Here is a 23,855-nt window from a genome sequence, read left to right as displayed (position 1 = left end):
GCCTCACGGGTTGCCGGGAGGGCGACTGGGACGGCACTCCGGTGGGCAGAGTTGCCGGGCCATGGAATTGCTCTCTCTTTCGTAAAACGTCGCGCAGAGGTCGAACCACTCTTGTTTGTCGAGCGTGCAGTCTCTCAGCGAGTAGTACTCGCTTACGTCCCGCTCCAGGGCTTGCTCGATCGTTCCATTCCTGCCCCATGCATGGGGGCAACCCACCGTCGCGATGAGCAGCAGGGGCAACAGCGTCAGCAGCGTGACTCGGTTTGTCATGCGGCCTCTTCCTGGACGCGGCGGTTCGGCTCGGACGCTACCCCCCGCGGCGCGCGTCCGCGGGGGCGTTGGGGTGGCGCTGGAGTAACTGGCGCAGCTGCGGTTGCCGGCGGACGGCCTCCTGTTTGAGCAGGTGGACGATGAGGGCCGGCGGCGCTGCGCTCCAGCGCGCGATGTTCTGGATGAGCATGGGCGAGCGGTAGGTGCGTCCGCACAGCAGCGCCGCCGTCTTGCCGTCCACCGCCAGTCCCACCAGCGAGGCCAGCACCCGGCCTTCGGTGTTGAGGATGAGCTCCACACGCTCCTCGGCCGGCGCCGTGTTGAAGCGCGTGCGCATCACCTCGCGCGCGGTGCGGCGCGTGCCCTCAGGCACGTCCCGGTCCATCGCCACCTTGTACTGCTCCATCAGCCGGCGGCCACTCCACAGCCGGCGGAAGAGACTCGAGGAGAGCTGCGGGTTGCGCACCAGCCAGCGGCGCACTCCGGCGTCCGACGCGAAGGCCGCGCGGCCACACAGCGCCTCCAGTCCCACCGGGTTGTGGTGGTGCCTCGCGATGAGCCGTGCGTGCCCCAGCCCCACCCGCATGTTCTCCAGCACGGACTTGATGACGGCGGGCACCGGGTCGAAGCAGAAGGCGGACAGCTCCGGGTCCTCGGCCCCCCGGGCGCGGCTGGCCCGCTCGTCCTCGGGCAGCGGGTGCAATCTCCGCTCGAAGAGCTGCCTCCAGTTGCCCGCGGCAGCCTCGGCCTCGGCGTCTTCGGGTTCCTCCTCTTCTTCCCTCGCGGGCTCCTCCTCTCCGGTGGGCAGGGGCTCTTCACCTCCGGCCTGTCGCTCCTCGGAGGTGGCCCCAGCCTTCGGAGAGGGTGGTGACGCAGGGGCCGGGGTGGGCGCAGGTAGCACGGCGCCGTGCTCGACCAGCCGGGCCAGGATGGCCTGGATGCGCTCGGGGGGAAACCCGGTGAGTGCGGGCAGGTGCCGCACGGCCGTGAAACCGTCCAGACGCGACAGGACGAAGCCCTCTTCCGGCGTGAGGGGGAGGCTCGCGAGGGCGGCGGAGGGAATGGGCTTGGGCGTCCAGTCGTTCACGATCCGTCTTCCCGGAGTGCGTCAACCCTAGGCCGAATGACACCAGATCGCCAAAGAGACGTGGCAGAGGGTTGACGAATGGGGAGGCTCCGGACGCACAATTCTCCCATGAACGAGCGCATCCCGACCTACGCCGAGTTCTGGCCGTACTATCTGCGTGAGCACTCGCTGCCCATCACGCGCTGGTTGCACTTCCTGGGCACCTCGGTGGCGGTGTGTTTGGCAGTCACCGCCGGGCTGACGGGCAAGGCGAACCTGCTCCCGTTCGCGCTGGTGTCCGGCTACGGCTTCGCCTGGGTGAGCCACTTCACGCTCGAGAAGAACCGCCCGGCGACCTTCAAGTACCCGCTGTGGTCGCTCTTCTCCGACTTCCGCATGGCGGGGCTGATGCTCGTGGGCCGCCTGTCCAAGCACCTCGCGCGCGCGGGTGTGCGGGACGAGGACGACCAGTCCGGGGGTCATTGGCGGCGGGTGCCGGTACCGGTTCCGGTCCGTACCCGCCGCAACGGCCGCTAGAACGCGGCACTCCCTTCGGGGAACAGGCGCCTGGGACTCGTCCTGGGCGCTGGTGTACACCAGGGCGTGATGCGCACCCGACTGCTCGCCGCTCTGTGTTTCCTGCTTCCCTCCCTCGCCGTCGCCGGTGATGCCCGCTGCAAGGGCACTCCCAAGGCCCGCGCCGCCCGCTTCTCCGAGAAGGCGCTGAAGGGCAAGTCGCCGGCCGAGCGCTACGCCGAGTACGTCCGCGCCTGCTCGCTGGATGCGGTGGTGGAGCTCACGAAGTCACTTGTCCGCTTCAAGACCGTCAGCAGCGAACTGCCCGCGGCGAAGAGCCCGGAGGTCGCCGCCATGGGTCGCTTCCTGGGGCAGTGGGCCAAGATGCACGGCCTGGCCTTCCGCACCGTGGGCGACAACGAGGTCTTCGAGCTGTCGTGGGGGGAGGGGGAGCCGAGGCTGGGGCTCGTCTTCCACGGCGACGTCGTCCCAGCGCCTGCGCACGAGTGGAAGAAGCCTCCCTTCGAGCCGTATGTCGAGCAGGGCCGCCTGTATGGCCGTGGTGTCGAGGACGACAAGGGGCCGCTGGCCTCCACCCTCGTGGCGCTCGCGATGGCAAAGGAGCTGGGGCTGAGTCCGACCCAAGGCCGGGTGCTCGTCATCATCGGCAACGGTGAGGAGAGCGACTGGCGCGGCATGGTGCAGTACGCGGAGACGCAGAAGCCACATCCCACGCACGTCATCTCGGTGGACTCGAACTTCCCGGTGGTGGCGGCGCAGGGGGGCTTCGTCGCCTGGACGCTCGAGGCCGCGCTGGGCCCGCCACCTGCGCAACCCACGCCGGGCCAGCTGCGCGCCGTGGACGTCTCCGCTGGCGAGTTCCTCACCCAGGTGCCCGGTGCCGCCGCGCTGAAGCTGGAGCCCGCGGGCATGGAGCCGGAGAAGGCGCTCGCCGTCATGAGGGAGGCCGTGACCGCTGTGCGCACGGCACGTCCGTCGCTGAGGGCCGAGGTGAAGCAGGAGGGCTCCCGGCTCGTGCTCACCACCCACGGCACGGCTGTGCACGCCTCGGTGGCGGAGGAGGGGGCCAACGCGATGTGGGACCTGGCCGCCATCGCCGCGAAGCTGCCGCTGGAGCCCAACGGCATCGAGGCCATGCTGCGCTTGGTGGCGGAGCGCTTCGATGGAGACCACTGGGGCGAGAAGCTGGGGATGGCCTACCAGGACGCGCTGATGGGCCGACTGCTCGTCGCGCCCACCGTGCTGAGGGTGAAGGATGGCAAGGTGAGCCTGGGGGTGAACATGCGCCGACCCCAGGGAAAGGACTCCGCCGCCTTCCACGCCTCGCTCGACGAGGCCGCGGCCCAGCTCGAGCGCGACTCCGGCGGCCGGGTGAAGGAGCTGAAGGGGGGCGAGGGTGGCCGCTACGTGGGGGACCCGCACGTGGCGGACACCTCGGGGCCGCTCGTCACCACGCTGCTCGACATCTACAAGCGGCACCGCAATGCCCCGGACGCCAAGCCTCAGTCCGTGCGCGGCGGCACCTACGCGCGTCTCTTCCCGCGTGCCGTGGACTTCGGGCCTGCCTTCCCCGGAGACCTCTACATGGGCCACGCCCCGGACGAGTCCATCTCACTCGACAACCTCGATGCCACCACGCGAATGGTCGCCGAGGCCCTCTACACTCTCGCCCTCACGCCGCCCGCGAAGTGAGGACGGGGGGACTCTTCGGGCTACTGCGTCAGGTCGTCCAGCACATCCGCGAGTGTGCTGGCTTTCAGGGCCCGGTCGAACCAGCGATCCAGGGTAGCCACGTCCATGCAGGTGAGGATGCGTTGCCGGGCCTCATCGCCGACGTGTACGCCTCGCGCGGCGAGAATCCGCAGCACATCCTCGGCACGCCCTCTCGCCAGCCCCTGTTCGATGAGCTCCTCGCCCCAACTCTTCATCAGCTCCTCCGCGTGCTGCGCGTCCACCACCGAATGTAGCACCCGCCCCGTTGCTTCGCGGGCTGTGCGGTCCCCGATATAGAGCAGGTAACGGACGACCATCCGGAGGTTCTCGGCGCCGTCTGGGGCAGCCTGCACCTGTGTGAAGAGTGCCATCCAATCCGGTAGACGCTCGGCCAGCTCCTCGGTGCGCCCATAGCGCAGAGCCAGCCACGCCAGCCGCACCAGGGGCGGACCGGGACACTGGAAGGGGATGTGCGACAGCGAGTGCAGGGGGAGAGTGTGATACTTCTATCCCTGGCATGAGCACTTGGTCCCCCACCTCCTGGAAGACGAAGCCCATCACCCAAGACGTCCGCTACCAGGAGCCGAAGGAGGTGGAGGATGTCGTCGCGGCGCTCGGCCGGCTGCCTCCGCTGGTCACCTCCTGGGAGGTGGAGCGGCTGCGCGCGCTGCTGGCGGAGGCCCAACAGGGCCGTCGCTTCCTGCTGCAGGGCGGGGACTGCGCCGAGTCGCTCTCCGACTGCCGCCCGGACATCATCACCAACCGGCAGAAGATCATCCTCCAGATGTCGCTGGTGCTCATCCACGGAGGGCACCGGCCCGTCATCCGGGTGGGGCGCATCGCCGGCCAGTATGCCAAGCCGCGCTCCAAGCCCACCGAGGTGCGCGGGGGCGTGGAGCTGCCCAGCTACTTCGGGGACCTGGTCAATCGGCCGGAGTTCTCCCCCGAGTCGCGGCGGGCGGACCCGCGGCTGATGCTGGCCTGCTACCACCACGCGGCGATGACGCTCAACTTCGTGCGCTCGCTGAGTGACGGTGGCTTCGCGGACGTGCACCACCCCGAGTACTGGGACCTGAGCTTCTTCCGGCAGGCCGCGGTGCCGGCCGAGCTGCGCGAGGAGTACGAGCAGACCACTCGCAAGCTCAGCGAGGCCCTGCGCTTCATGGAAGCCCTGGGCGAGCGCAACGTGGCCGAGCTCACCCGCGTGGACTTCTACACCAGCCACGAGGGCCTCAACCTCCACTACGAGTCCGCCCAGACGCGTCAGGTGCCGTGGCGCAATGGCTGGTATGATCTGACGACGCACCTGCCGTGGATTGGCGAGCGCACCCGGGCCCTGGACGGGGCGCACGTGGAGTTCTTCCGCGGCATCCGCAACCCCGTGGGGGTGAAGCTGGGCCCCAGCGTGTCCCCCGCGGACGCCGTCCGGCTGACCGAGCAGCTCAACCCGGACAACGAGCCGGGGAAGATTGTCCTCATCACCCGCATGGGCGCCCAGCGGGTGACGGATGCGCTCCCCCCGGTGGTGGAGGCCATGCGGCGGGCGGGCCGGCTCGTGCTGTGGGTGTGCGACCCGATGCACGGCAACACCGTGAGCACCTCCTCCGGCATCAAGACGCGCAGCTTCGATGATGTCCTGCGCGAGGTGGAGCTGAGCTTCGATGTGCACGAGCAGCTCGGCTCCTTCCTGGGCGGGGTGCACTTCGAGCTCACCGGTGAGGACGTCACCGAGTGCGTGGGCGGCGCCGTGGGCATCACCGAGCAGGACCTGGAGCGCAACTACGCCACCCTGTGCGATCCACGGCTCAATTACCGCCAGGCCCTGGAGATGAGCTTCCGCATCGCCCGGCGCATGAGCCGGCTGCCCCGCGCGCCTCGGCCCTGAGCCGAGCAGCTCATTTCGGCTCGGGGGCACCGCGTGGCAGCCGTACGGTGAAGGTGGTGCCCGCTCCCTTTTCGGAGCGCACCTCCACCTCGCCTCCGTGCGCGCGCGCTACCTGCTGGACGATGTAGAGCCCCAGCCCCACGCTGCGGGTAGCGGCCTTGCCGGTGGTGCCGCGCCGGAAGGGTTGGAAGAGCGTCGCCATCAGCTCGGGGGGAATGGGCTCTCCCTCGTTGTGCACCGAGAGCAGCACCTCGTCCCCGGTCTCGCGGACCTTCAAGCACACCGGCGTGTCCGGCCTCCCGTGGTGCACGGCATTGCTCATCAGATTGCCCACCACCTGCGCCAGCCGGTCCGCGTCCCACCACCCCCATCCGTCTCCCCTCACGTCCAATTCCAACCGCTGGCCTGGGTGGCTCACCTGAAGCTCTTCCATCGCGTTCCGCGCAATGTCATGCAGGTTCACCCGCTCGCGATACACCGGCAGGCCACCGCCCACGCTGCTGCGCGCGAAGTCGAGGATGTCATTGAGCATCCGCGCCATCCGTGCCGCGCTGTTGCGGATGCGCTCCACCGCGCGTGTCGCCCCGTCGCTCAGCTCCTCGCTCCTCTGCAGCAGGTAGGCCGAGGCGCTGATGGCGTTGAGGGGGTTGCGCAGGTCGTGCCCCAGCACCCCGATGAGCTGCTCGCGTAGCTCGCCGGAGCGGCGCAGCTCGGCTTGCACCTCCTTCTGCTGGGTGATCTCCACCACCACGCAACCCAGTCCCAGCACCTCGCCGCTCTCGGTGCGCACCGGGTAGTAGTTGCCCAGCCAGTGGCGCGCGGGGCCCTCGCCGTCCGGGCCATGGCTGATGAACTCGTGGTTGGACACCGGCTCGCCCGTCTCCAGGATGCGCAGGAAGAGGGGCTCATAGGTGTCAGCGACATGGCCTGGCAGCACCTCGCGCGGCGTCTTGCCCAGGTGGAAGTCCACCGGGTGGCCGTTGATGGCGGCCAGGGTCTCGTTGATGCGCAGGTAGCGCAGCTCCCGGTCCAGGAAGCCGATGCCTACCGGCGAGGCCTCCAACAGTGTGTCCAACTGCGCCAGCGAGCGCTGGGCCTCGGCCCGGGCGAGCCGCTCACGTCCGGCCAGCTCCGCCTGCACGATGAAGCCGGTGGCGCGGGTGACCATGGCCCGGAAGAGCAGTTTGTCGGACTCGCTGAAGTCGAAGACGGTCCGCGAGCTCATATGCGCCACGCCGATGAGCATCTCCCCTTGGGTCAGCGGGACGCTGTAGGCCGCGCGGATACCCAGCTCGCGCAGGGGCTCGTAGCTCAGTTGGGGATGGGTGGCCGCCGAGCGCACCTCACGCGGCTGCCGCTCGGAGGCCGTCTGGCCCGTGAGGCCCTGGTCCCGCGGGATGCGGAAGCCCTCCGCCAGCGCTTGCTCTGCCCCGAGTCCCACCGCTGCGCGCAGCCGCATCTGCTCCCCCTCGCGCAGGAGGATGGAGGCCCCGTCCACCGCCACCGCCGTCTCCATCAGCAGCTGGAGCAGCCGGGGTAGGAAGGTGTCCAGGTCCTCGCTTTCGAGCGCCGCGCGTGACACGCGCTCCAAGGCCTGGAGCATCCGCTCGCGCACGTGAGCGTAGCTGGTGATGGCACCGATGATGCCCTGGTCGATGGTGTCGTCGAGAAGCTCCAGCTCGATGAAGCTCGGCCAGTGGCCCGTGCGCTCCATGCGCTGGAGGATGCAGTGGCGCAGCAGCCCGTACTCCAGGGCGACCTCGCCCGGCTCGAAGCCCAGTTCCAGTCGCTGCAGGCCGTGCTCGCTGGGGATGGCCTGAGGTATCGCTGGCGGCTCCTCCCCGTGGGCATGCTCTGCCGCGTCCGCCAACCGGTCGAGGAACTCGGGCATCTGGTCCCGCAGGAGTGCACCGTACGGCTCCTGCTCGGGGTGGCGGGCCTGGATGGCACGCTGCCAATCCGAGAGGATCTCCTCGCGGTGCCGTCGCAGGAAGTCCGCCAGGCGGTACTGTCCACCCGGCCCGGACGGTGGCTCCTGGTCCCTCATTCACGCTCCCCCAAGGCGTTCCCCCGCGGCCCGCCTTGAGAGTGCTCATGGTGGAAGGTCACGGCCTCGTACCAGGGAACCAAGAGGAGGAGTCATGGAGGCGGACGGCGCCTCCCTCTGTCCGCGGTGGGGCCTGCGGACCCTCAACACCCCGGCTGCCCCTCCTCGGAGGGCAGGCGGCGCTCGCTGATGACGAAGCCCCACCCAGGGAGGGGGAAGGGTTAGGTTGGAGGCACGATGAGCACGCTCCTTCTCACCCGCAGCGATGTCGTCCGCCACATGGAGGCCCTCACCCTCCTCTCGGAGATGCGCGAGGCCTTCCGCACGGACGCGGAGAGCCGCCCGGCGGAGCCCCAGCGCGCCCGGGCTCCCCTGCATGACAAGGGCAGCGCACTGGTGGTCTTCCCCGGCACCCTGGCCGGCATCCCCGCCTACACCGTGAAGGTGCATGCGAAGTTCCCGGGCCGCATTCCAGCCATCCAGGGCGTGGTGCAGTTGCATGACCTGGAGACGGGAGCGCTGCTGGCGGTCATGGACTCGGGGCACCTCACGGCGCTGCGCACCGGCGTGGTGGGCGCGCTGGCCGCGGACGTGCTCGCCCGGCAGGATGCCTCCCGGGTGGCGCTCATCGGCGCGGGAGCCCAGGCCTCCATGCAGCTCAAGAGTCTGCGGATGGTGCGCAGCCTCAACCACGTGCGCGTCTTCGACGTGGACGTGGCACGCGCCGTGGAGTTCTCCACGCGCATGTACCACGCGCTCAACCTGCCGGTGCGGCCCGCCATGTCGGTGGAGGAGGCGGTGGAGGACGCGGACATCGTCATCACCGCCACGCCCTCGAGCGAGCCCTTCCTCTACCCGGGCATGTTGCGCGGCGGCTCGCACGTCACCGCGCTGGGCGCGGATGAGCCGGGCAAGGCCGAGCTCTCCGCCGGGCTGCTACGCCAGTCCACCTTCTTCTGCGACCACCGGGCGTTGAACATCGCCATGGGCGCGCCAGCAGGCGTGGGCCTCGGCGGAGAGGTCATCCACGCGGAGCTGGGCGAGGTGTTGGCCGGCAAGAAGTCCGGGAGGACCGATGCCGGCCAGGTCACCCTCTTCGGGGCGGTGGGCCTGCCCTTCCAGGACCTGGTCGCGGCCTGGCACATCTACCAGGTCGCGCGCCTGGATGACGCGGTCCAGCGCGTGGACTTTGGCACCTGAGTGTCGCCTGGGCCTCACGTGGGGACCGGGGTTGGCAGGTGGAGGCCGCGCCGGGGCGCGCGCTTGTGCCAGGGGCGCCTGCCAATCATCGGCCCGAGGGAGTGGAGCACATGGGCCACTCGGTGGGCCTGCTGGAGGAGCTCGCGGCCCGACTCCACGTCATGTCCCGTGCGCTGCCACACCTGAAGCTCGCGTCGCAGCCGCTCTCCGAGCGCGCGCGCCTCCAGCAACTTGGGGAGCAGCTCGCTGGCGGTGTGCCCTTGCAGCAGCGTCTTCTCCACATGCTGGGAGGAGAGTCCCACCATGGAGCCCAGCAGCGTCAACATGCCCATCAGGTGGCGGATGACACCGATCGGGATGGAGTGCAGTTCGCGCGTTGTGACGGGGCGTCCGGGCCGCTCGCCCTGGGGGACTCAGTGCGTGGTGCGGCGCGGCGGACGGGAGATCTCCCGGGGCCCTGACAGGAGGCTGTCGGGGCCGTGGTGGAGGTACACCTCGTCCGCGATGATCTCCCGCACGTCCTCGAGTGGCACGGCGTAGTCCTTGCGCCAGACGAGCAGGCCCTTCTCGACGATGAACGCTTCGTCCGTCACCTCGACGACATGTCCGAGCTTCTCGCCCCGGTGAGTCCACACCACCATGCCCTCGTGCAGCTCCGAACGTTCCACCATGTGCCCGTTCCTCCTCGCTCTGGCGGGGCAGCGGGCGCGGCCCCGGAGACTCAAACTAGGAACGTGACCCAGGTCCGTCACCGGGCAGGCAACCAGGCTCGGGGCGAAGGTTGGCCGGTGCACGGAGGCGGCGAGCGGCCCGGAGGCGCTGGTGTCGTCTGCCCTCGCATGCCCATCTTCCCCAGGTCTGGAGGTGCGTGATGATGGTGGGCTTCATGGCTTCGAGGACGGGACGTTGGACGCGCATGCTGGTGGGCGCGTCCCTGGTGGTGGGTGGGCTGTCCTCCGACTCCGTCAAGGGGAAGGTGATGGCGCTGGTGGGGCTCGTTCCCCTGCTCGCGGGTGCCTTTGACGTCTGTCTCTTCGGTCCACTCTTTGGCCTGCCCATCCAGGGCGAGGCCATCCGCCGCAAGGTGGGGCTCATCGGTGAGGACTCTCTCTTGCCCCATCCGCCCATGCCCCTGACGGAGCGCCCCACGCTGCTGCACTAGGAGCGCACGCCAAAGGGGATGCCAAGGGTGCCGAAGTGCTCTCCGGTGCGCGCGTCCACCAGGCGCGCCTGGAGGGTGACGCTGCCCTCGCGCTCGCTCACGTTCTGGAAGTAGAGGAATCCGGTGAGGGTGCCGCCCGTGTCCAGCGTGCCCTCGGGCAGGACTTTGCGCAGCATGTCCCGCGTGGGCAATGGCTCCGGTGGCGGGCTCCAGTACCAGGAGGAGTAGGGCCCCCAGAAGGGATCATAGAAGCCCGGCCCGTACCCGTACCAACCCGGGCCATACCAGGGGTTGTACCAGCCCGGTCCCCACGGGTGGCCCCCGACGAACGCGCTGGGGAACGGGCTCCAGCCCCAGCCCCAGCCCACGCCTACCCCCACGGACAGGGCGACGTTGCCCCCCACTCCCGAGCCGCCCACGGCGGCCAGGCCTTCGTCGTGCAGCTCGAGGGGCGAGATGGCGGCGTATTCGAAGTGGGAACCGCCCAGCAACGTGAAGGAGGCGTAGTCGATGCGCAGGGGCCGGCCGCTCTGGTTCTCGATGCGCACCAGCACCGGAGTGACGATGCGCTCGAGATCCGAGGGGGTGCCGCGCCACGCGTCGCCATCCGCCACCAGGCGCACGCCATCGGCCTCGGCGATGGCCGAGCCCGCCTGGGTGGTGGGGGTGCTCGGCAGGGGTTGCAGCGTGGTGGTGGTAACGCAGCCGGCGGCGAGCAGCAGCGCCGCGAGCGCGATCCAGGGAGCGCGCGTACGCATGGGGGTTCTCCTCCCCGAAAACTAGGAGTGGACCCCGGGACATGCGTGAGGCGCGGCGGTGGCCGCCTGGGGTGGAGGCTAGTGCCCGGCGGCTGTGGTGTCGCGCCAGGGGGTGCCCAGCAGCGCGTCCCAGTCCTGCGCGCGCGCCCAGTCCTCGAAGGTGTGCCAGCCCACCTCGGGGAAGTCCCGGCGCAGCAGGGAAATATTGGCGTGGTAGCCCACGCGCTGCAGCCACTCGAACATGTGTCCCAGGTCCTCGTTGGCCGAGCGCACGGTGTCGAGCGGCGTCTCCTCGTAGTGCAGCTTGTGGCCGCTGACGTAGGAGATGAGGGCAGCGGCCTGCTCGCCTGTCACCTCGTCGGAGGCGACCTCGAAGCGCTTGCCGAAGAGCTCCTCGGGCCACTCCATCACCCGGGCGCAGAAGGCCGCGAGGTCCGCCATGGGCACCATCTGCAAGCCCTGGTGGGGCGGCAAGGGCAGGGACAGCACCCCCTCGTGCAGCCGCTGGGCGAAGGAGGGGCCGAGGAAGTTCTCCATGAAGAAGACGGGGGCGACGATGGTGTAGGGCAGGCCGCTGCGGCGCAGGTGCTCTTCCACCACGTGCTTTGTCTCGAAGTGGGGAATGCCGGTGTTCTCGTTCGCGCCGGCCACCGAGGAGTAGAGGAAGTGGCGCACGCGGGCCAGCTTGGCGGCGTCGATGAGGTGGCGGCCGTGGCGCACCTCGCCCTCGAGCCCCCCGCCCTGGAAGGGCGTGGCCATGGCGAACACGGCGTCCACGCCCTGCATGGCGCGCTCGAGGCTCTCCGGGTCGTCGAAGTCCCCGGCAACGAGCTCCGCGTGCCGTTCCGCCAGCTCCTGGGCCGCGGGCGAGTCCGGGGAGCGGACAAAGGCGAGCACGCGATGGCCCCGCTTGAGGAGCAGGTGGGCCAATGCGCCGCCCTGCTTGCCGGTGGCACCGGTTACCAACACGGTCAGGGGTCGGAACATACGATTCCTCCGGACAGCACTTCCCCAAGGTGGGGATGGGCGGCGCTTGGGTCGAGGGTCAGAGCCCGGGGCTAGCGCTTCTTGCCTGGTCCCTTCTTCTTCGTTCCGCCCTTCTGCTCCTTCTGGGTGGAGCGGCTCGTCCGGGTGGACACCTCGCGGGCAACCCGGCGCACGCCAGAGAACGCGTCACCCGCCAGCTTCCGAGCCCCAGTGAGCGGGTGGCCCTTGGCGGCCTCCTTCGCTGCCTCCAGCACGCTGGACACCGCTTGCTGCGCCAGGCTCTTCAGGTTGTCGATCCCAGGCTCGTCCGGCTGGAAGGCCTGGCGGTCCTCGACGTCCGCCTTGTCCCCGAGGAGGGGCTCCTTGCGTTGGGGGGCCTGCCGCTCCGTGACCTCAGCCGGAGGAGCCTCAGCGCCTGGCGGCTCCTCCTGGACGCCGGAGACACGCATCTGCTCCGTGCGCTCGCGTTCCTCGCGATGCTTGCGGTACAGCTCCGCCGTCTGCGCGTGCTGTCGCCCGTAGTGGAGCTGCCCCTCCTCGGAGGGCGGAACCCCATGCTTCGCCTGCTCCACGGGGGGCGTATGCTCGGCCCCGCCCGGATTCGTCGTGCTGGGTTCCGGTTTGTCCGCCTGGAAGTGATCGAAGCTGTACGTGCGCATTCCTGTCTCCTTGCCGTCAGTTGGAGTCCAGCACTGGTCGGAAGGTAGGGAGTACCTTTCGGGACTGGAACCGAAGCCGGACACAGGCAGGAGAGCGAGGCCTACGCTGCCAGGCGACTCAGGGTGGCTCAGCTCAGGTAGGACGGGGCGAAGTCGTGGGCGTGGACGATGGGCTGCCGCCCAGCGAATCCCCCCTCCAGCTCATGCCAGTGCGCCACCTCGGGCTCGCCGTAGCGCCAGCAGAGAAGCACCGGGCGCCCGGCCTTGAGGGCGCGGAAGTCCACCAGGCCGTCCGCGGCCTTCACCTCCACGCCCAGCTCCTGGAAGTGCTCCAGCTCGGTGTGGATCTGCTCGATGAGCACATCGCGCTCCTCGCGCAGGGAGGTCATGCGCTCCGGTTCAGTCCCGGTGCCCTGGAGTGCTTCCAGCTCGCGGACGATGGCGTGCACGCGCTCCACCCGCGGCCGCACCACGGAGAAGGTGTGGGTGAGCAGCGGGATGAGGCGGTTGGCTTCTTCCACTCCGAAGTAGCGCATGGCGGTCCCGAGCTTATCGCTCCGAACCGGCGAGGAGGGGCAAAGCTGCCCGTCAGCGGAAATGCCGTAGGCTCCTGGTCGTCTGTCTTTACGGAAACGTCACCCCCTCGACGACGAAAGTCTTGGCCCCGCTCGCGTCCCAGAGCTTGAGGGTGAAGGGGCCCCGGACTTCTTCACCCTCAAGCTCCGCTTCCACCCATACTTCGCCCGGCTTTGGCTGTCCCGGACGGATGGGGGGGGCTGCCACACCCGCACCTCCGGCCGCACGCCGCCTTTGGCCGTCAGTTGCGCGCCCTCGGCCGTCCAGTCCTGCGCGCCCAGGTTCTTCAGTTTCAGCCGCATCGCCACGCGGACTCGTCTCGCCTCTCCCTCGGAGCCACTGACGGCGGTGCGGAAGCTGTGGACCCGCACCAGCTTGAGCGCATTGTCCGGGGCGAGGGTGAGTGTCCGGAGGTCAAGCTGCTGCACACGCACGCCCGCATCGCCCAGCAGCCCGTCGGCGGCAAGGCCGATGAGGCCCCCTTTTCCGCTGCATTCCGCCCGGCTGCGCGCCAGCGACACCTCACACTGCTGGCGCTTGTGCCGCTCCTCGCGGGCCTCCTGGCAACAGTCCTCCGCCGAGCGGGGCTGGCGATACACCTGCACATGCGTCTCGGCGTGGGCCGGGTGCACCACCAGGAGGAACTCCGCACTCGCGGGCACCCCTGCGTCCGCGAAGTGCACCGTCAACCGCAACCGCTTCCCCGGCTTCATCTCATGGGCGAGCACCAGCGTCAGGACGCGGCCCTCTTCGTCCAGGCTCACCACCCGGAAGCGCTCCCGCTCCTCCACTTCGACTCCGCCTTGGCGGATGGGGCGCAGCGGCGTGTCGAAGATGAGTGTGAGCGCGAGCCTCGGGGTGAGGCGCACCTCCGGCGTCTCTCCAGAGGCGTTGGCGGACAGCTCCAGGTGGCGTACGCCCAGCTCCCAGGCGTCCACGGGAGGTTGGGCCAGGGCGGGAAGGCCCAGGTGGAGCAGTAGCAGCACAATTGCGGAACGGGATACGGGCACGCGGACGCAACCTCCAGAGGGATGGGATTGAGGGCGTTGGCCCTACTCGCGCACCGCTTCCACTAGCACGTTGGAGTAGACCACGGCGGTGTCGGGCCCGGAGCGGCTCTCGAGTTTCACCCCCAGCTTCCTGTCCCAGGTGTCCAGGATTTGCACGCACACGGGGAACCACTTGCCCTCCGGGGTGCGGGCCTCGGTGAAGCGGCCGTAGACGCGCTCTTCGCCGAAGACGAGCTCTCCGGTGAGCACGGAGCCTCCGGGCATTCGCCCCCAGTCCTCGATCATTGTGAGGGAAGCGCCATACCCCCTGCGCACGGGAGTGTTCCCCGCGTCCCCCTCCACGGGGAACCAGGCCGCCTCCGCGTCGCTGAGCCGCCACTCCTTCATGGCCTTCTGGGCCTCGGGAGGGCAGTCGGCGGGAGTCAGGGGTCGCACCTGGGCGGCGGGGCCGGTGCAGGCGAGCTGGCCCACGGCCCAGAGCATGACGCAAGTGCCGGCCGCACCGCTGGGCAGCGGCTCGTGCTTCTCCTGGTACTTCGCCTGCTGGGTGGTGGAGTCCTTGTGCGGAGTCTTCATGCGCGTGTCCTTGGCGGGCGTCGCACGGGCGACGGGCGCAGGGATTGCCGCCGCTCGGGGCGCTGCGCCCCCTGCACCTTCCGGCCCCCCGCTCACGGGCGCCACTTCCTGGCCGGGCCCGGCCCAGCCTTCCGGAGAGTGGATTCCGGTGCTCAACGGCAGCTCAGCGGATGCGGCGGGTGCCAGAGGCGGCGGCGCACGGGTGATGGCGAGCAGGGCCCACACGGCCAGCAGCAGCGCGAGACCGAGGAGCGCCCATACAGTCCATGCGGGCGTGGCCCTTCGCGGTGGCACCTCCTGGGGCTCGGCCTGTCCGGCTTCTTCCTCCTCCTGGGGCGCCTCCCGCGTGGGAGGCTGGAGCGTGGCGCTCTCCCCGGGCGGCGGTGCCATGCATTGCCGATACAGGGGCACGTCCCATTCGGCATCCGCTGTTTGCAGCGCCTGATTCACGGCGGCCTCCAGGGCCTCGGCGGTGGGAAGCCGTGCCCCGGGCTCCTTCTCCAACATGCGCAGGCACAGCTCACTCAACGCCCGGGGCACACGCGGGTTGCGCACGTGCGGTGGCTCGGGGCTCTGGGTGAGCACCGCGTCCTGGAAGGCCAGCTCGTCCGCAGCGTCGAAGGGGTAGGCGTCCGTCAGCAGGCGGTAGAGGGTGACGCCCAGCGCCCACAAGTCGTCCAGCACGCTGGCCTCGTAGTGCGTGCCGGGCCGGCGCTCGCGCACGAAGCGCCACACCTCCGGGCCCCGGTAGAACCAGCTCCCCGGAGGCAGGCCCACCGTGCGCCTGGGCGCCCCACGCCAGGTGCTCGCCCCGAAGTCCACCAGTACCGGCTGGCCGCTCTCCAGCCCCACCAGGACATTCGCGCCCTTCACATCCCGGTGCAGCACCTGCTGGGCGTGGACGGCCGCCAGCTGCCGCGCCAGCTCCAGCAGCACCTGGGCCACCTGCCGCACCGTGGGGTTGTTCTCCCGCGCCCAGTCGTACAGCGGGCGCCCGCGCACGAACTCCATGGCGATGAAGAGGAAGAGCGGCGAGGCGTCCGGCCATTTGCCGTGGCCCTCCAGCTTCACCACCCCCACGCGCTCCAGGCGCGGCAGCACCTCCACCTCGGCGCGAGCCCGCGAGCCGGCCACCGGCAGGTAGAGGAACTTGACGGCGTACAGCTTGCCGCCGCGCCGGGCCCGGTACACGGTGCCCTGGCCACCCCTGCCCAGCTTCGCCTCCAGGTGGTAGCCACCCACCGTGCTGCCCACCGGCGGCAGCAACGCCCCCTGCATCTCCGGTTTCCACAGCAGCTTGCTCAGCCACCAGCGCCGGGCCCGCTCCCCGCCCGCCCGCGACCCACCCGGGACTTCCTCCATGTGCTCCACCTCCGAGGTACGCCACCCTAACATGACCGCTCGCGACACATGGGCGGCTCAGGGGCGCGGGTAGACTGCTCCCTTCACGCCGTGCTCCACGCCGCTGCGCGCGGCCTGCTGGGGAGGTACCGCGTGTCCACTCGTCGTGAGAATCCGCGTTTGGAAGTGGGTGCCCCCGGGTGGGCGGTGCTGTTGCTGGGGGCCCTGTTGCTCGCCCCCGGGTGTGTCACGCCGGGCTCGCACACCCTGTCCAAGCGGCGAGAGGCAGGGGGTGGGACGTCTCCGCTCCAGGCGCCGCTCTCCGCCGCCTCCATGGAGGAGGGCGAGCCGCAGCGGTTGCACCGGCGCCGGAGCGCCCGGGGGCTGGGCTCGGACACGAGCGTGGGCGCGGGCGAGGCGAGCGTGCATGGGGTGGCCAGCGGAGGGACTGTCCCCCAAGGCCCCGCCACCTGCGGCGGGCAGGCCGTGCCCCGGGGCTGGCCCGACTTCTCCTCCGGCGACAAGCAGCTGTTGGCGCCCTTGCTCACCTGCACCTCGCCCGCCGAGTACGTCACGTTGCAGCAGCGGGTGGACATGCCCCGGCTGGTGGAAGCCCTGGATGACTGGAGCGCGGTGCGGCTGGGCGCCCTGGGGCCGGTGCGAGAGGACGCCGCACCCCTCCTGCAACGCAAGCGCGCCGACTTCCTGGTGAGCGCCGCCGAGCGCTACGGCCCCTTCCACGCGGAGGTGTTCGCCCTCTTCGTGCTGCACTCGGCCCACGACGACGAAGTGGACGCGGTGCTGCGGCTGCTGGCCGGGGACAAGCTGCTGGGACAGACGCTGGCCCTCATGCCCGCGGTGTGCGAGGAGTTGGAGGCGCGGGGCCTGCCCCTCTCTCGCTACCCGGAGCGGGGCGAGCAGTCCGGGGACGTGCTGCGGGGCCTGGGCCGCGCCGCCAGGGACGCGCTCGCCACCAGCCTCACGGTGGACGGCGGACGCTACCTGGAGATGACGGGGCGGTGGGCACAACTGCCGCCGCCCTACCAGCATGCCGCCCGCGAGGTGGAGCGGGCCCTGGCACTGCGGCACTTCTCGACGGGCAGCGTGGCTCTGGGCACCTTTGACAGCCTGACGTTTGGAGTGCCGCTGGGCTTCTACTACCTGGCGGCGGGCACGGGCCAGGGCGCCTACTCCCTCAGCCAGGGCCACTACGAGCAGGCCGCACGCGAGCTGGCGCCCGCCCTGCTGCTGGGGACGCTGTACGCCGGTGGCAAGGGCCTGCGCGCCCTGTCCCAAGCCCGGGGTGCCGGGACGCCTGCGCTCAGCGGGCTCCAGGCGATGGAGCAGCGCCTCCGGGGCTTCCTGGAGGTGGCGCGGCAGGTGGAGGCGAAACTGGGCGTGGACGGCCTGCGGGAGTTGGCCCGGTGGGTACAGCAGCGCCGGGAGGTGGGCCACTTCGTGGCCGTGGGAGGAGTGGACGCGGCGCTGGCGCTGCACGAGGCCCGGGGCAACGTGGCCCAGGCGCAGGCGATGATGTCCAGGGCCCGGCCCGGGGCCACGGGCTCCCCGGCGGCGGGAAGCACAGCGCAGAAGGGCTCCGGGCAGGTGGCCCCCGTGGCGGACGACGCCGCACGCGCCAGCCTCGAGGCAGGTGCGGCGGAGCGCGCCGGGGGACTGGCCTCGCTGGTGGACAAGCGGGCGGGCCTCACCCTGGAAGTGGTGGAGGCCCGGCTGGCGCTGGTGGAGTTGGAGGCCACGGGCCCGCGTCTACCCCGGGACGTGGCGGTGCTGGAGAAGCACCGCCCCTCTCCAGACGCTCCGCTGCCCGGAGGCGAGGGCAACCCGAGATGGGGGGAGTACGTCGCCTACTACGAGGGGCGCCTGCGGGAAATCAAGCAAGGCAAGGCCGCCGAGGCGCCGCTGCACTGGGCGCCTTACGAGCGGATGCGGGGGTGGTTCGCCCGGGGGCTGGCCTTCGAGCGCCTCATGGTGGAGTTGCTGGAGGCCGATGCGCTGCGGCCCCGGGCCGCTCGCCGCTTCCTGGTAGCCTTCGTCAAACCTCGCATCTTGAGGTCCGTGGGAGTCTGGAAGCCGGAGAGCGGCCTGCGCTATGTGGATGTGCTCGTCATCGAGGAGGGGGGGCCCACTGGAGCGCCCCCTCGCGTCGAGACGTTCAGCTTCAAGAGCCGCGACCTGTCACTTTTGAAAGGCAGGGCTCTGGTAGCGCAGATGATTGAGGATGCGCGCGAAGCGCTCCAGAAGTATGGAGGGATGCTGGACATCCGCCGGGACTCCCTCCAGCGTCTTCTTCGCGGGGGGAGCGACGTTTCCGTCCAGCGGGTCCGCCTCGTCTATGAGGGGGGCGACCTCAAGCCCCATGAGCCAGCGATCCTGGATGCGGCAGTGCGAGAAGCAGAGAGCGAGATTCCGGGAGTGGAGGTGTTGTTCCAATGAAGGTGCTGGAGTTTCACGGCGTGAAGAGTGAGGACCACCTTTCACTCACCCTCGAAGGCATCTTCGACTCACATGCAGTACGGGAAACTGAACTGGAGCCCTTTTTCCAGGCGCTCGAGGAGCACGCCGATGGGTGGATGCCGGATGTCGCTGAAGGCAAGCGGCAACGCAAATACGCCCGCGCCGCCCTCTGGAAAGCCCTTGCGGAGGGGCGTGACGGGCACAGCACGTCCCTCGGACTCTACCGCACGAAGTGGCCCGCGTTGGACATGACACTCTGGCTCCGGCTGCCTCCCCGGCCTCCCACGCTGGATGTTTGGCTCAAGGTGAAACCGCTCTCCTTCTTCGCGGAGGCGGAGCGCTGTCGCCGCTTCGTGGAGATGGTACGCGCCTGGGCCTGCCGCTACCCGCTCCCCTATGCGAAGGCTCACAGCAGTGATGACACGCAGTTGACGGGCTTTCCCAGCTTCGGCCGCGATAAGGAAACCTGGTACCGGGATGGTTTCGACAAGATCTACGAGGTGTTCTGGCTCAACGTCTTCGGCTCGAAGCTGGTGGAGAGCGTCGGCCGCGAGCGCGTGCTGTCCACACCGGCCTGGCGGGTGGAGGAGTTGCCCAACGGCTGCGTCCTCCTGGTGACGTGGCCCACCGCCGCGGACTTCGCCAGCGACGAGGCGCGCCTCGCACAAGCCCGGGCTCACGCCCACCTGCGGCCGGACCTGGACTTCGACACCATCCTGCGCTCCCTGCGCGAGCGCAGCGCCACCCTCGCCCCCGTGGAGCCCCGCTTCCACCCGGACCTGGCCCCGCTCCTCTCGCGCGTGGTGGATCGCACCGCCAGCCACGAGCGCCAGCGCAAGATCGTCGAGCTCAACGCCTGGCAGCCGCCCGAGCCCGAGGAGTGGCGCCCCGCCGACTCCGCCCTTCCTCCGGACGTGGACAACCCCGGGCGCGCCCTGGAAATCTACAGCACTCTCGCCGAGCACCTCGTGGCCCTGCTGCACACGCAGGTGTCCTCCGTCTTCGACACAACGCCCGAGTCCCTCACGGACGTCGACTTCTACTTCTGGCGCGAGGACTTCCCGAAGAGCCGCCTGCGGGAGAACATCGAGGCGTACGCGGTGCCCGCCATTGGCGCGTACCTGGGCGAGGTGCTGGTGCGCAACCTCGGGGGCCGATGGATACCGCGCCAGAAACTCGACGAGGCCCAGGTGCTCGTGGGCAACCGCATCTGGTTTCCCTTTGTCCGCGCCCGCCACTACATGGCCTCGTGCCAGGCGCTGCTGGACTTCTCGCTGACGCGGCTCTACCGCGTCGCCGAGCGCCACCGTTCAGGCCAACCTCGGTAGGGGGAGGGGGTCGTTTCCGCGGTCGCGCTTCAGACGCCACTCGTCATCATGACAAGTGTGTTTTGAATTATCCCACATATTCATAAGGCTTCACTCGTCATCATGATAAGTGAACACGCCGCCGCCCGGATGGCGCCCGCTCGGCCCCGATGACGAGTTGCTGCGCACGCTCCTGCCCGACGAGGAAGTCTGAACCTCAACCCTGGAGAGGACTCCCGCAGCCAGAAATGGGCCATGGGGTTGAGCTCGGGCGTCTAGAGACCCAGATACGCGAGCAGTGCTCCCAGGTCCTGATTGGACAGTGCTTCTTGACTGTACGGCGGCATGTTGCCCCCTACGCCGAAGAAACGGCCGTGCCGCACCTTCTCGATGAACACCAGCCCGGCGGGAATCCCAGGGAAGAGCTGGCCGTAGTCCTTGGCCACCTCGGGGAGGATGGAGGCGAACTCCGTGTTACGGCCATTTCCGGTGTGCGTCTCGCCGTGACAGTCCTGACAGGCGGCCTTGTACACGTCTGCGCCCCGCTCGGCGTTGCCTCGCGGCACGTCGGTGATGTCCTTGACGATGGTGAAGGGCTGCGCCGGCGCCTGGGTCTCCGGGCTGATGCTCACCAGGTACTCGTAGAGGGCGCGGCTCTTGGGGTCCTCCGGCGCGAGCGGGGTGACGCCGCGCATGAAGGCCGTGTAGCAGAAGTTCACCGCGTCCAGCAGGCGAGTCTCGTAGCCGCCCCACCAGTGGGGACGAGCGGCCACGTTGTAGAGCGAGAGGCCCGCGTACAGCTTGTCTTGGGGCTGCGTGGCCGTGGTGGCGTGGCACGTGGCGCACGAGAAGGCGTTGTATTGGCTCTCCGACAGCGTCGGGTCGCGGAAGAGCTCCTCTCCGTACTCCGCCGCGGGCGTGGGGCCACAGCCTGCGGCGAGCAGCACCGCTCCCACTCCCAGCCACTTCATGGCTTTCTCCGCAGGATGCCCACCGAGTCCGGGTAGATGCCCACCTGCACCGTCTTCACCACCTCGCCCACCGTGCCGGCCCGCAGGTCCAACACGTGCAGCGTGCCCGGGCCCTGGTGATCTCCCTCGCACACCGCGAGCGCGTGCTGACCCTCTGGCGTCAGCTCCACCTGGTGCACGTTGAGGCAGCCTACGGTGGATAGGTGAATCTCGCCTTTCACCGTGGAGGTGGCCGTGTCGACGACGGCCACGGCGTCCACCGCCTGGTAGGGCATGTAGAGCGTCTTTCCATCCGCGCTGACGGCGCCGAACATGGGCGCGCCGCGCAGGCCGTAGATGGCGCGCTCGGGCACCACCGTGAGCGTCTGGGGATCCAGGTAGTGCACCGTGCGGCTCTTGAGCGAGCTCACCCAGAGGGAGCCGTCCGTGGGCGACAGGGTGAGTGCATACGGCTCGTGCTTCGGCACCAGGGCGGTGCCCGGGTTGGACATCTTCACGCGAGCGACGACAGTAGGCGTCGGAGTATCGAGCTGCACCACGGTCACCTCGTCCGAGATGCAGGCGACATAGGCGCGCTTCTCGTCGGGGGACAGCCGCACCGCGTGCGGCGCGGGGCATACCGAGACCATCGCCTTGCGCGTCATGCTCTCCGCGTCGAGGATGGCCAGCCGCGCATCCATCTTGCGCTCATCGGTGATGCCGTTCTTCGCCGCGTCGGTAATCTTGAGCAGGTCGAAGTGCGTCTGGTACAGCGTGCGGCCATCCGCGCTGAGGATGAGGTCGCCGGGGTTGCGGTCCACGCGCACCGAGCCCACCAGCCGATTGTCCTTCGCATCCAGCTTGAGGGCGTAGCCGTCCGCGGTGCCGCTGCCGTGGTTGCCGTGCGGGCCCGAGCCGCCGCCTGGCACGTAGTAGGAGAGGCCCACGTAGTAGTAGTCCCCGTTCGGCGAGAAGGCGGCATGGTGCGGCCCCTCCAGCTCCACGGGGTTGAGCCCCACCGGAACGCGCGCCAGCTCGCCCCACTCTCGCGAGCCCATCGAGTCCAGGTCCAGCAGGCTCACGGTGTCGTCCAGGCTGTTGGTGACGACGATGCGCCCGCCGCCCAGGGGAGGCAGCTCCCTCCCCGACGCCCATGGCGAGTCGATGGCGTAGTCGAGCTCGGTGCTGCACGCCCCGAGTGCGAGCGGGGCGAGCACTGCCAGCAGGTACCTCTTCACTGCGCCCCCCGGCGGAAGGTGCGAGGCTCGGCGAGGCGGAAGGGGCCCTCGGTGACGCGGTTCTGCACGAGGTAGGCGCTCATCACCTGCACGGTGAGGTCCTTGCCGGCGTGCTTGCCCAGCTCGGCCCACGTGGTGGGGTCCATCTGCCAGGACAGCTCCGAGGTGAGCACCTGGGCCACGGGGCACTCGCCGCCCGCGGAGATCTCCAGCCAGTAGAGGTCTCCCGTGTACGGAGGCAGGTGCGCGTGGGCCGTGGGCATGAGCAGGTCTCCCAGCCATGCGGTGAAGGAGCGGGAGGGCCGGGGCGCTGTCTGCAGCGCGAGCATGCCCTGGCTGGGCCGCTGGAGCGAGGCGCGCAGAGGTGAGGTCCACTCCCAGGCGGGCGGGGTGGCGTCGGCCGGGTACACCTGGTCCTCGGAGGGGGAGAGGAGGTCGACGGCGCGGGACGCATCGAGGGGCCGCTGCTTCACATCCACCAGGGCGCGCCAGGCCTCATCGGTGGACTTGCCGGCGTAGATGGGCTCGCCGCAGTCGGCGGGGGCCGGGTCACAGGCGGACGTGGCCAGGGCGAGGGCGGTTACGCAAGCGGTGCTCAGCTGTCTCACGTTCATGGGTGTCGGTTCTCCGGGTTGCGCCGCCGCGGACGGCGGAGGGTCGAGAGCGCGAGGAAGCAGGCCGCGGGCAATAGTCCGCTGGCGGAGGAGCAGCCGTCCTTCTTGGGCGGGGCCGGGGGCGGCTCGGAAGGGCCGGCATCTGGGGCAGTCGTTCCCGCGTCGGGCGAGCCCGCGTCCGGCGTTCCCCCATCTTCCTGCGCGGGGGGTGGAGGCAGGGCGGGGTTCGCTTCAATGGTGGGGGCGAACTGGGGCCAGCGGGGGCGGCAGATGTCATACACCGGGCTGGCGTAGGGGCACGCGGGGGGCTGGGTGTCGGGCAGGTTGAGGAGGGGCGTGTACGTCTGGCCCTCATCGGGAGTGGTGGCGAGGGCCCAGTCATGGAGGCGGGAGGCGCCGCAGACGAAGAGGGTCTCTCCCTCGCGCTGCACGCAGGCGTTGCCATCGGGCAGGGACAGCTGGGTGGCCCGGGCTTCTCCGGCACGTACGCGGAAGAGGCGCGTGGGCGTGGCGGCCCAGAGCGTGTTGCCGTCGGCGGAGACCTCGATGCCCATGAGCTGCTCGTCGACGGCATCGCGCTCCTGGCCCTCCGGGTGGAGGATGGAGCGGAAGGTGCGGCCTCCGTCCTTGCTCTCCAGCACGTACGTCCAGCCTTGCCAGAAGACGCTCGCCCAGAGCCGGTCCGGGTCGGTGTCGGACACCCGCAGGACGAACAAGTCGTACGCGCGCGGCGGGTACTCGGGGAAGGGATGGAGGAGCTCCTCCCAGGTGGCGCCCTCGTCGTCGCTGCGGTAGATGCGCTGGCTCTCGTTCGTGCTGCCGGAGACGTAGAGGCGCCGCGGGTTCGAGGGGGCCACCTTCACGGAGGTGAAGACGACCGTCTCGCTCCGCAGGGAGGTGGGGGTGAACGTCTCTCCGCCGTCGTCGCTGCGGTAGACGCCGTTGGGAAAGCCGGTGCGGCTTGTCGACACCCACAGTCGCGAGGGGTTGGACTCGGGAGAGGCGAGGCTGGCGGGCCACAGCCCCTGCGACTTGAAGTAGCTGTGCACTGTCCAGCTACAGCCGCCGTCTTTCGAGCGGATGAGGTCAGCGCCGGTGGCGGCGAGCAGGGTGCCGTCGGCCTGCCAGAGGAAGGAGCTCGGGAGCCAGCCGCCATAGTGCATGGCATCCGGGCAGATCCAATGCCAGTTCTTCCCGCTGTCGCGGGAAATGAGAGCCCCGAAGGTGGCGCCGACGAACATGTCCTCGGGGTGGCCGCGGCGCACGGTGACACTGGTGGTGTCCGGGTAGCCGAGGTGCGCCAGGGCGACAGGGGTGTGCAGCGCGAGCACTGCCGGCAGCAATCCGCGGCAGAGCGAGGGCAGGAGTTTCATGGCAAGCACTCCGTGGGCGGAACCCGCACGATAAACGTCTAGAGCGGCACGGTATACCGGGGGCTCGGTAGGAGGGGACCGATATATGCCAGACGCCCGCTCGTTCACCGG

Annotated in this window: 23 protein-coding genes; 7 read left to right on the top strand and 16 right to left on the bottom strand. The window is 69.8% G+C overall.

The features are described 5' to 3' along the window. Positions 1-3: 3 nt before the first annotated feature. Positions 4-270 (bottom strand): hypothetical protein, encoded by a 267-nt coding sequence (locus tag OV287_RS50410; RefSeq protein WP_267541252.1) that lies wholly within the window; start codon positions 268-270, stop codon positions 4-6. 37 nt (positions 271-307) lie between these two features. Then, positions 308-1,357, bottom strand: a complete 1,050-nt coding sequence (locus tag OV287_RS50405; RefSeq protein WP_267541251.1) for a hypothetical protein — start codon at positions 1,355-1,357, stop codon at positions 308-310. Between the two features lie 108 nt (positions 1,358-1,465). On the opposite strand from OV287_RS50405, the gene OV287_RS50400 reads away from it, so the two are divergent. Together OV287_RS50400 and OV287_RS50395 are read left to right on the top strand one after the other, a co-directional pair. Then, on the top strand, positions 1,466-1,873 hold the full coding sequence (locus tag OV287_RS50400) for an Mpo1-like protein (RefSeq protein ID WP_267541250.1): 408 nt from the start codon (positions 1,466-1,468) through the stop codon (positions 1,871-1,873). A 69-nt stretch (positions 1,874-1,942) separates the two neighbouring features. Continuing rightward, complete coding sequence (locus OV287_RS50395) at positions 1,943-3,565, top strand: Sapep family Mn(2+)-dependent dipeptidase (protein ID WP_267541249.1); 1,623 nt, start codon at positions 1,943-1,945, stop codon at positions 3,563-3,565. Positions 3,566-3,585: 20 nt separating this feature from the next. On the opposite strand, the gene OV287_RS50390 is transcribed toward OV287_RS50395, so the two are convergent. Continuing rightward, complete coding sequence (locus OV287_RS50390; RefSeq protein WP_267541248.1) at positions 3,586-4,026, bottom strand: RpnC/YadD family protein; 441 nt, start codon at positions 4,024-4,026, stop codon at positions 3,586-3,588. A 77-nt stretch (positions 4,027-4,103) separates the two neighbouring features. On the opposite strand from OV287_RS50390, the gene OV287_RS50385 reads away from it, so the two are divergent. After that, positions 4,104-5,471, top strand: a complete 1,368-nt coding sequence (locus OV287_RS50385) for a class II 3-deoxy-7-phosphoheptulonate synthase (RefSeq protein WP_267541247.1) — start codon at positions 4,104-4,106, stop codon at positions 5,469-5,471. A gap of 10 nt (positions 5,472-5,481) precedes the next feature. Here OV287_RS50385 and OV287_RS50380 read toward each other — a convergent pair whose 3' ends face one another. Next, positions 5,482-7,518 carry an ATP-binding protein gene (locus OV287_RS50380; protein WP_267541246.1) on the bottom strand — a complete coding sequence of 679 codons (2,037 nt, stop codon included), beginning with the start codon at positions 7,516-7,518 and terminating at the stop codon, positions 5,482-5,484. Between the two features lie 237 nt (positions 7,519-7,755). Between OV287_RS50380 and OV287_RS50375 the strand changes: the two genes are divergently transcribed. After that, entirely contained in the window at positions 7,756-8,718 is a 963-nt protein-coding gene (locus tag OV287_RS50375) for an ornithine cyclodeaminase family protein (RefSeq protein WP_267541245.1), read from the top strand. Between the two features lie 14 nt (positions 8,719-8,732). Here OV287_RS50375 and OV287_RS50370 read toward each other — a convergent pair whose 3' ends face one another. Next, complete coding sequence (locus tag OV287_RS50370; protein WP_267541244.1) at positions 8,733-9,044, bottom strand: hypothetical protein; 312 nt, start codon at positions 9,042-9,044, stop codon at positions 8,733-8,735. 87 nt (positions 9,045-9,131) lie between these two features. Continuing rightward, positions 9,132-9,389 (bottom strand): hypothetical protein, encoded by a 258-nt coding sequence (locus OV287_RS50365; protein WP_267541243.1) that lies wholly within the window; start codon positions 9,387-9,389, stop codon positions 9,132-9,134. Between the two features lie 200 nt (positions 9,390-9,589). Between OV287_RS50365 and OV287_RS50360 the strand changes: the two genes are divergently transcribed. Next, positions 9,590-9,880, top strand: a complete 291-nt coding sequence (locus tag OV287_RS50360) for a YgaP-like transmembrane domain (RefSeq protein ID WP_267541242.1) — start codon at positions 9,590-9,592, stop codon at positions 9,878-9,880. Here the strand turns inward: OV287_RS50360 and OV287_RS50355 are convergent. The 6 genes from OV287_RS50355 to OV287_RS50330 all read right to left on the bottom strand — a co-directional run bounded on the left by OV287_RS50355 (position 9,877) and on the right by OV287_RS50330 (position 15,808). Further along, the gene (locus tag OV287_RS50355; RefSeq protein WP_267541241.1) at positions 9,877-10,638 is read right to left on the bottom strand and encodes a hypothetical protein; all 762 of its coding nucleotides are present in this window, start codon (positions 10,636-10,638) and stop codon (positions 9,877-9,879) included. The genes OV287_RS50360 and OV287_RS50355 overlap by 4 nt on opposite strands. Before the next feature lie 78 nt (positions 10,639-10,716). Continuing rightward, positions 10,717-11,625, bottom strand: a complete 909-nt coding sequence (locus OV287_RS50350) for an NmrA/HSCARG family protein (protein ID WP_267541240.1) — start codon at positions 11,623-11,625, stop codon at positions 10,717-10,719. 71 nt (positions 11,626-11,696) lie between these two features. After that, positions 11,697-12,284 carry a hypothetical protein gene (locus tag OV287_RS50345; RefSeq protein WP_267541239.1) on the bottom strand — a complete coding sequence of 196 codons (588 nt, stop codon included), beginning with the start codon at positions 12,282-12,284 and terminating at the stop codon, positions 11,697-11,699. A gap of 128 nt (positions 12,285-12,412) precedes the next feature. Next, the gene (locus tag OV287_RS50340; protein WP_267541238.1) at positions 12,413-12,820 is read right to left on the bottom strand and encodes a DUF2203 domain-containing protein; all 408 of its coding nucleotides are present in this window, start codon (positions 12,818-12,820) and stop codon (positions 12,413-12,415) included. A 99-nt stretch (positions 12,821-12,919) separates the two neighbouring features. Continuing rightward, positions 12,920-13,870: a DUF2381 family protein gene (locus tag OV287_RS50335; RefSeq protein WP_267541237.1), complete on the bottom strand. Its 951-nt coding sequence runs from the start codon at positions 13,868-13,870 to the stop codon at positions 12,920-12,922. A 42-nt stretch (positions 13,871-13,912) separates the two neighbouring features. Beyond that, positions 13,913-15,808 (bottom strand): serine/threonine-protein kinase, encoded by a 1,896-nt coding sequence (locus OV287_RS50330; RefSeq protein WP_267541236.1) that lies wholly within the window; start codon positions 15,806-15,808, stop codon positions 13,913-13,915. A gap of 132 nt (positions 15,809-15,940) precedes the next feature. Here OV287_RS50330 and OV287_RS50325 point away from each other — a divergent pair, with 132 nt between their 5' ends. Both OV287_RS50325 and OV287_RS50320 read left to right on the top strand, forming a co-directional pair. Then, complete coding sequence (locus tag OV287_RS50325) at positions 15,941-18,241, top strand: hypothetical protein (protein ID WP_267541235.1); 2,301 nt, start codon at positions 15,941-15,943, stop codon at positions 18,239-18,241. Beyond that, on the top strand, positions 18,238-19,590 hold the full coding sequence (locus OV287_RS50320) for a hypothetical protein (RefSeq protein ID WP_267541234.1): 1,353 nt from the start codon (positions 18,238-18,240) through the stop codon (positions 19,588-19,590). The genes OV287_RS50325 and OV287_RS50320 overlap by 4 nt, the downstream gene beginning before the upstream one ends. A gap of 254 nt (positions 19,591-19,844) precedes the next feature. Here OV287_RS50320 and OV287_RS50315 read toward each other — a convergent pair whose 3' ends face one another. From OV287_RS50315 to OV287_RS50300, 4 genes are read right to left on the bottom strand one after another with little or no spacing between them, the layout of a single operon-like run. After that, a complete protein-coding gene (locus OV287_RS50315; RefSeq protein ID WP_267541233.1) occupies positions 19,845-20,540 on the bottom strand; it encodes a c-type cytochrome in 696 nt (231 codons plus the stop codon). Beyond that, complete coding sequence (locus tag OV287_RS50310) at positions 20,537-21,757, bottom strand: beta-propeller fold lactonase family protein (RefSeq protein ID WP_267541232.1); 1,221 nt, start codon at positions 21,755-21,757, stop codon at positions 20,537-20,539. Before OV287_RS50310 ends, OV287_RS50315 begins: the two co-directional genes overlap by 4 nt. Beyond that, positions 21,754-22,371 (bottom strand): hypothetical protein, encoded by a 618-nt coding sequence (locus OV287_RS50305; RefSeq protein WP_267541231.1) that lies wholly within the window; start codon positions 22,369-22,371, stop codon positions 21,754-21,756. The genes OV287_RS50310 and OV287_RS50305 overlap by 4 nt, the downstream gene beginning before the upstream one ends. After that, the gene (locus tag OV287_RS50300; RefSeq protein WP_267541230.1) at positions 22,368-23,744 is read right to left on the bottom strand and encodes a WD40/YVTN/BNR-like repeat-containing protein; all 1,377 of its coding nucleotides are present in this window, start codon (positions 23,742-23,744) and stop codon (positions 22,368-22,370) included. Before OV287_RS50300 ends, OV287_RS50305 begins: the two co-directional genes overlap by 4 nt. Positions 23,745-23,855: the final 111 nt, after the last annotated feature.

The organism is Archangium lansingense, from assembly GCF_026626635.1.
Classification (GTDB): domain Bacteria; phylum Myxococcota; class Myxococcia; order Myxococcales; family Myxococcaceae; genus Archangium; species Archangium lansingense.
The sequence above is the reverse complement of the archived record's forward strand: the minus strand, read 5'-3'. Positions and strand labels throughout refer to the sequence as shown.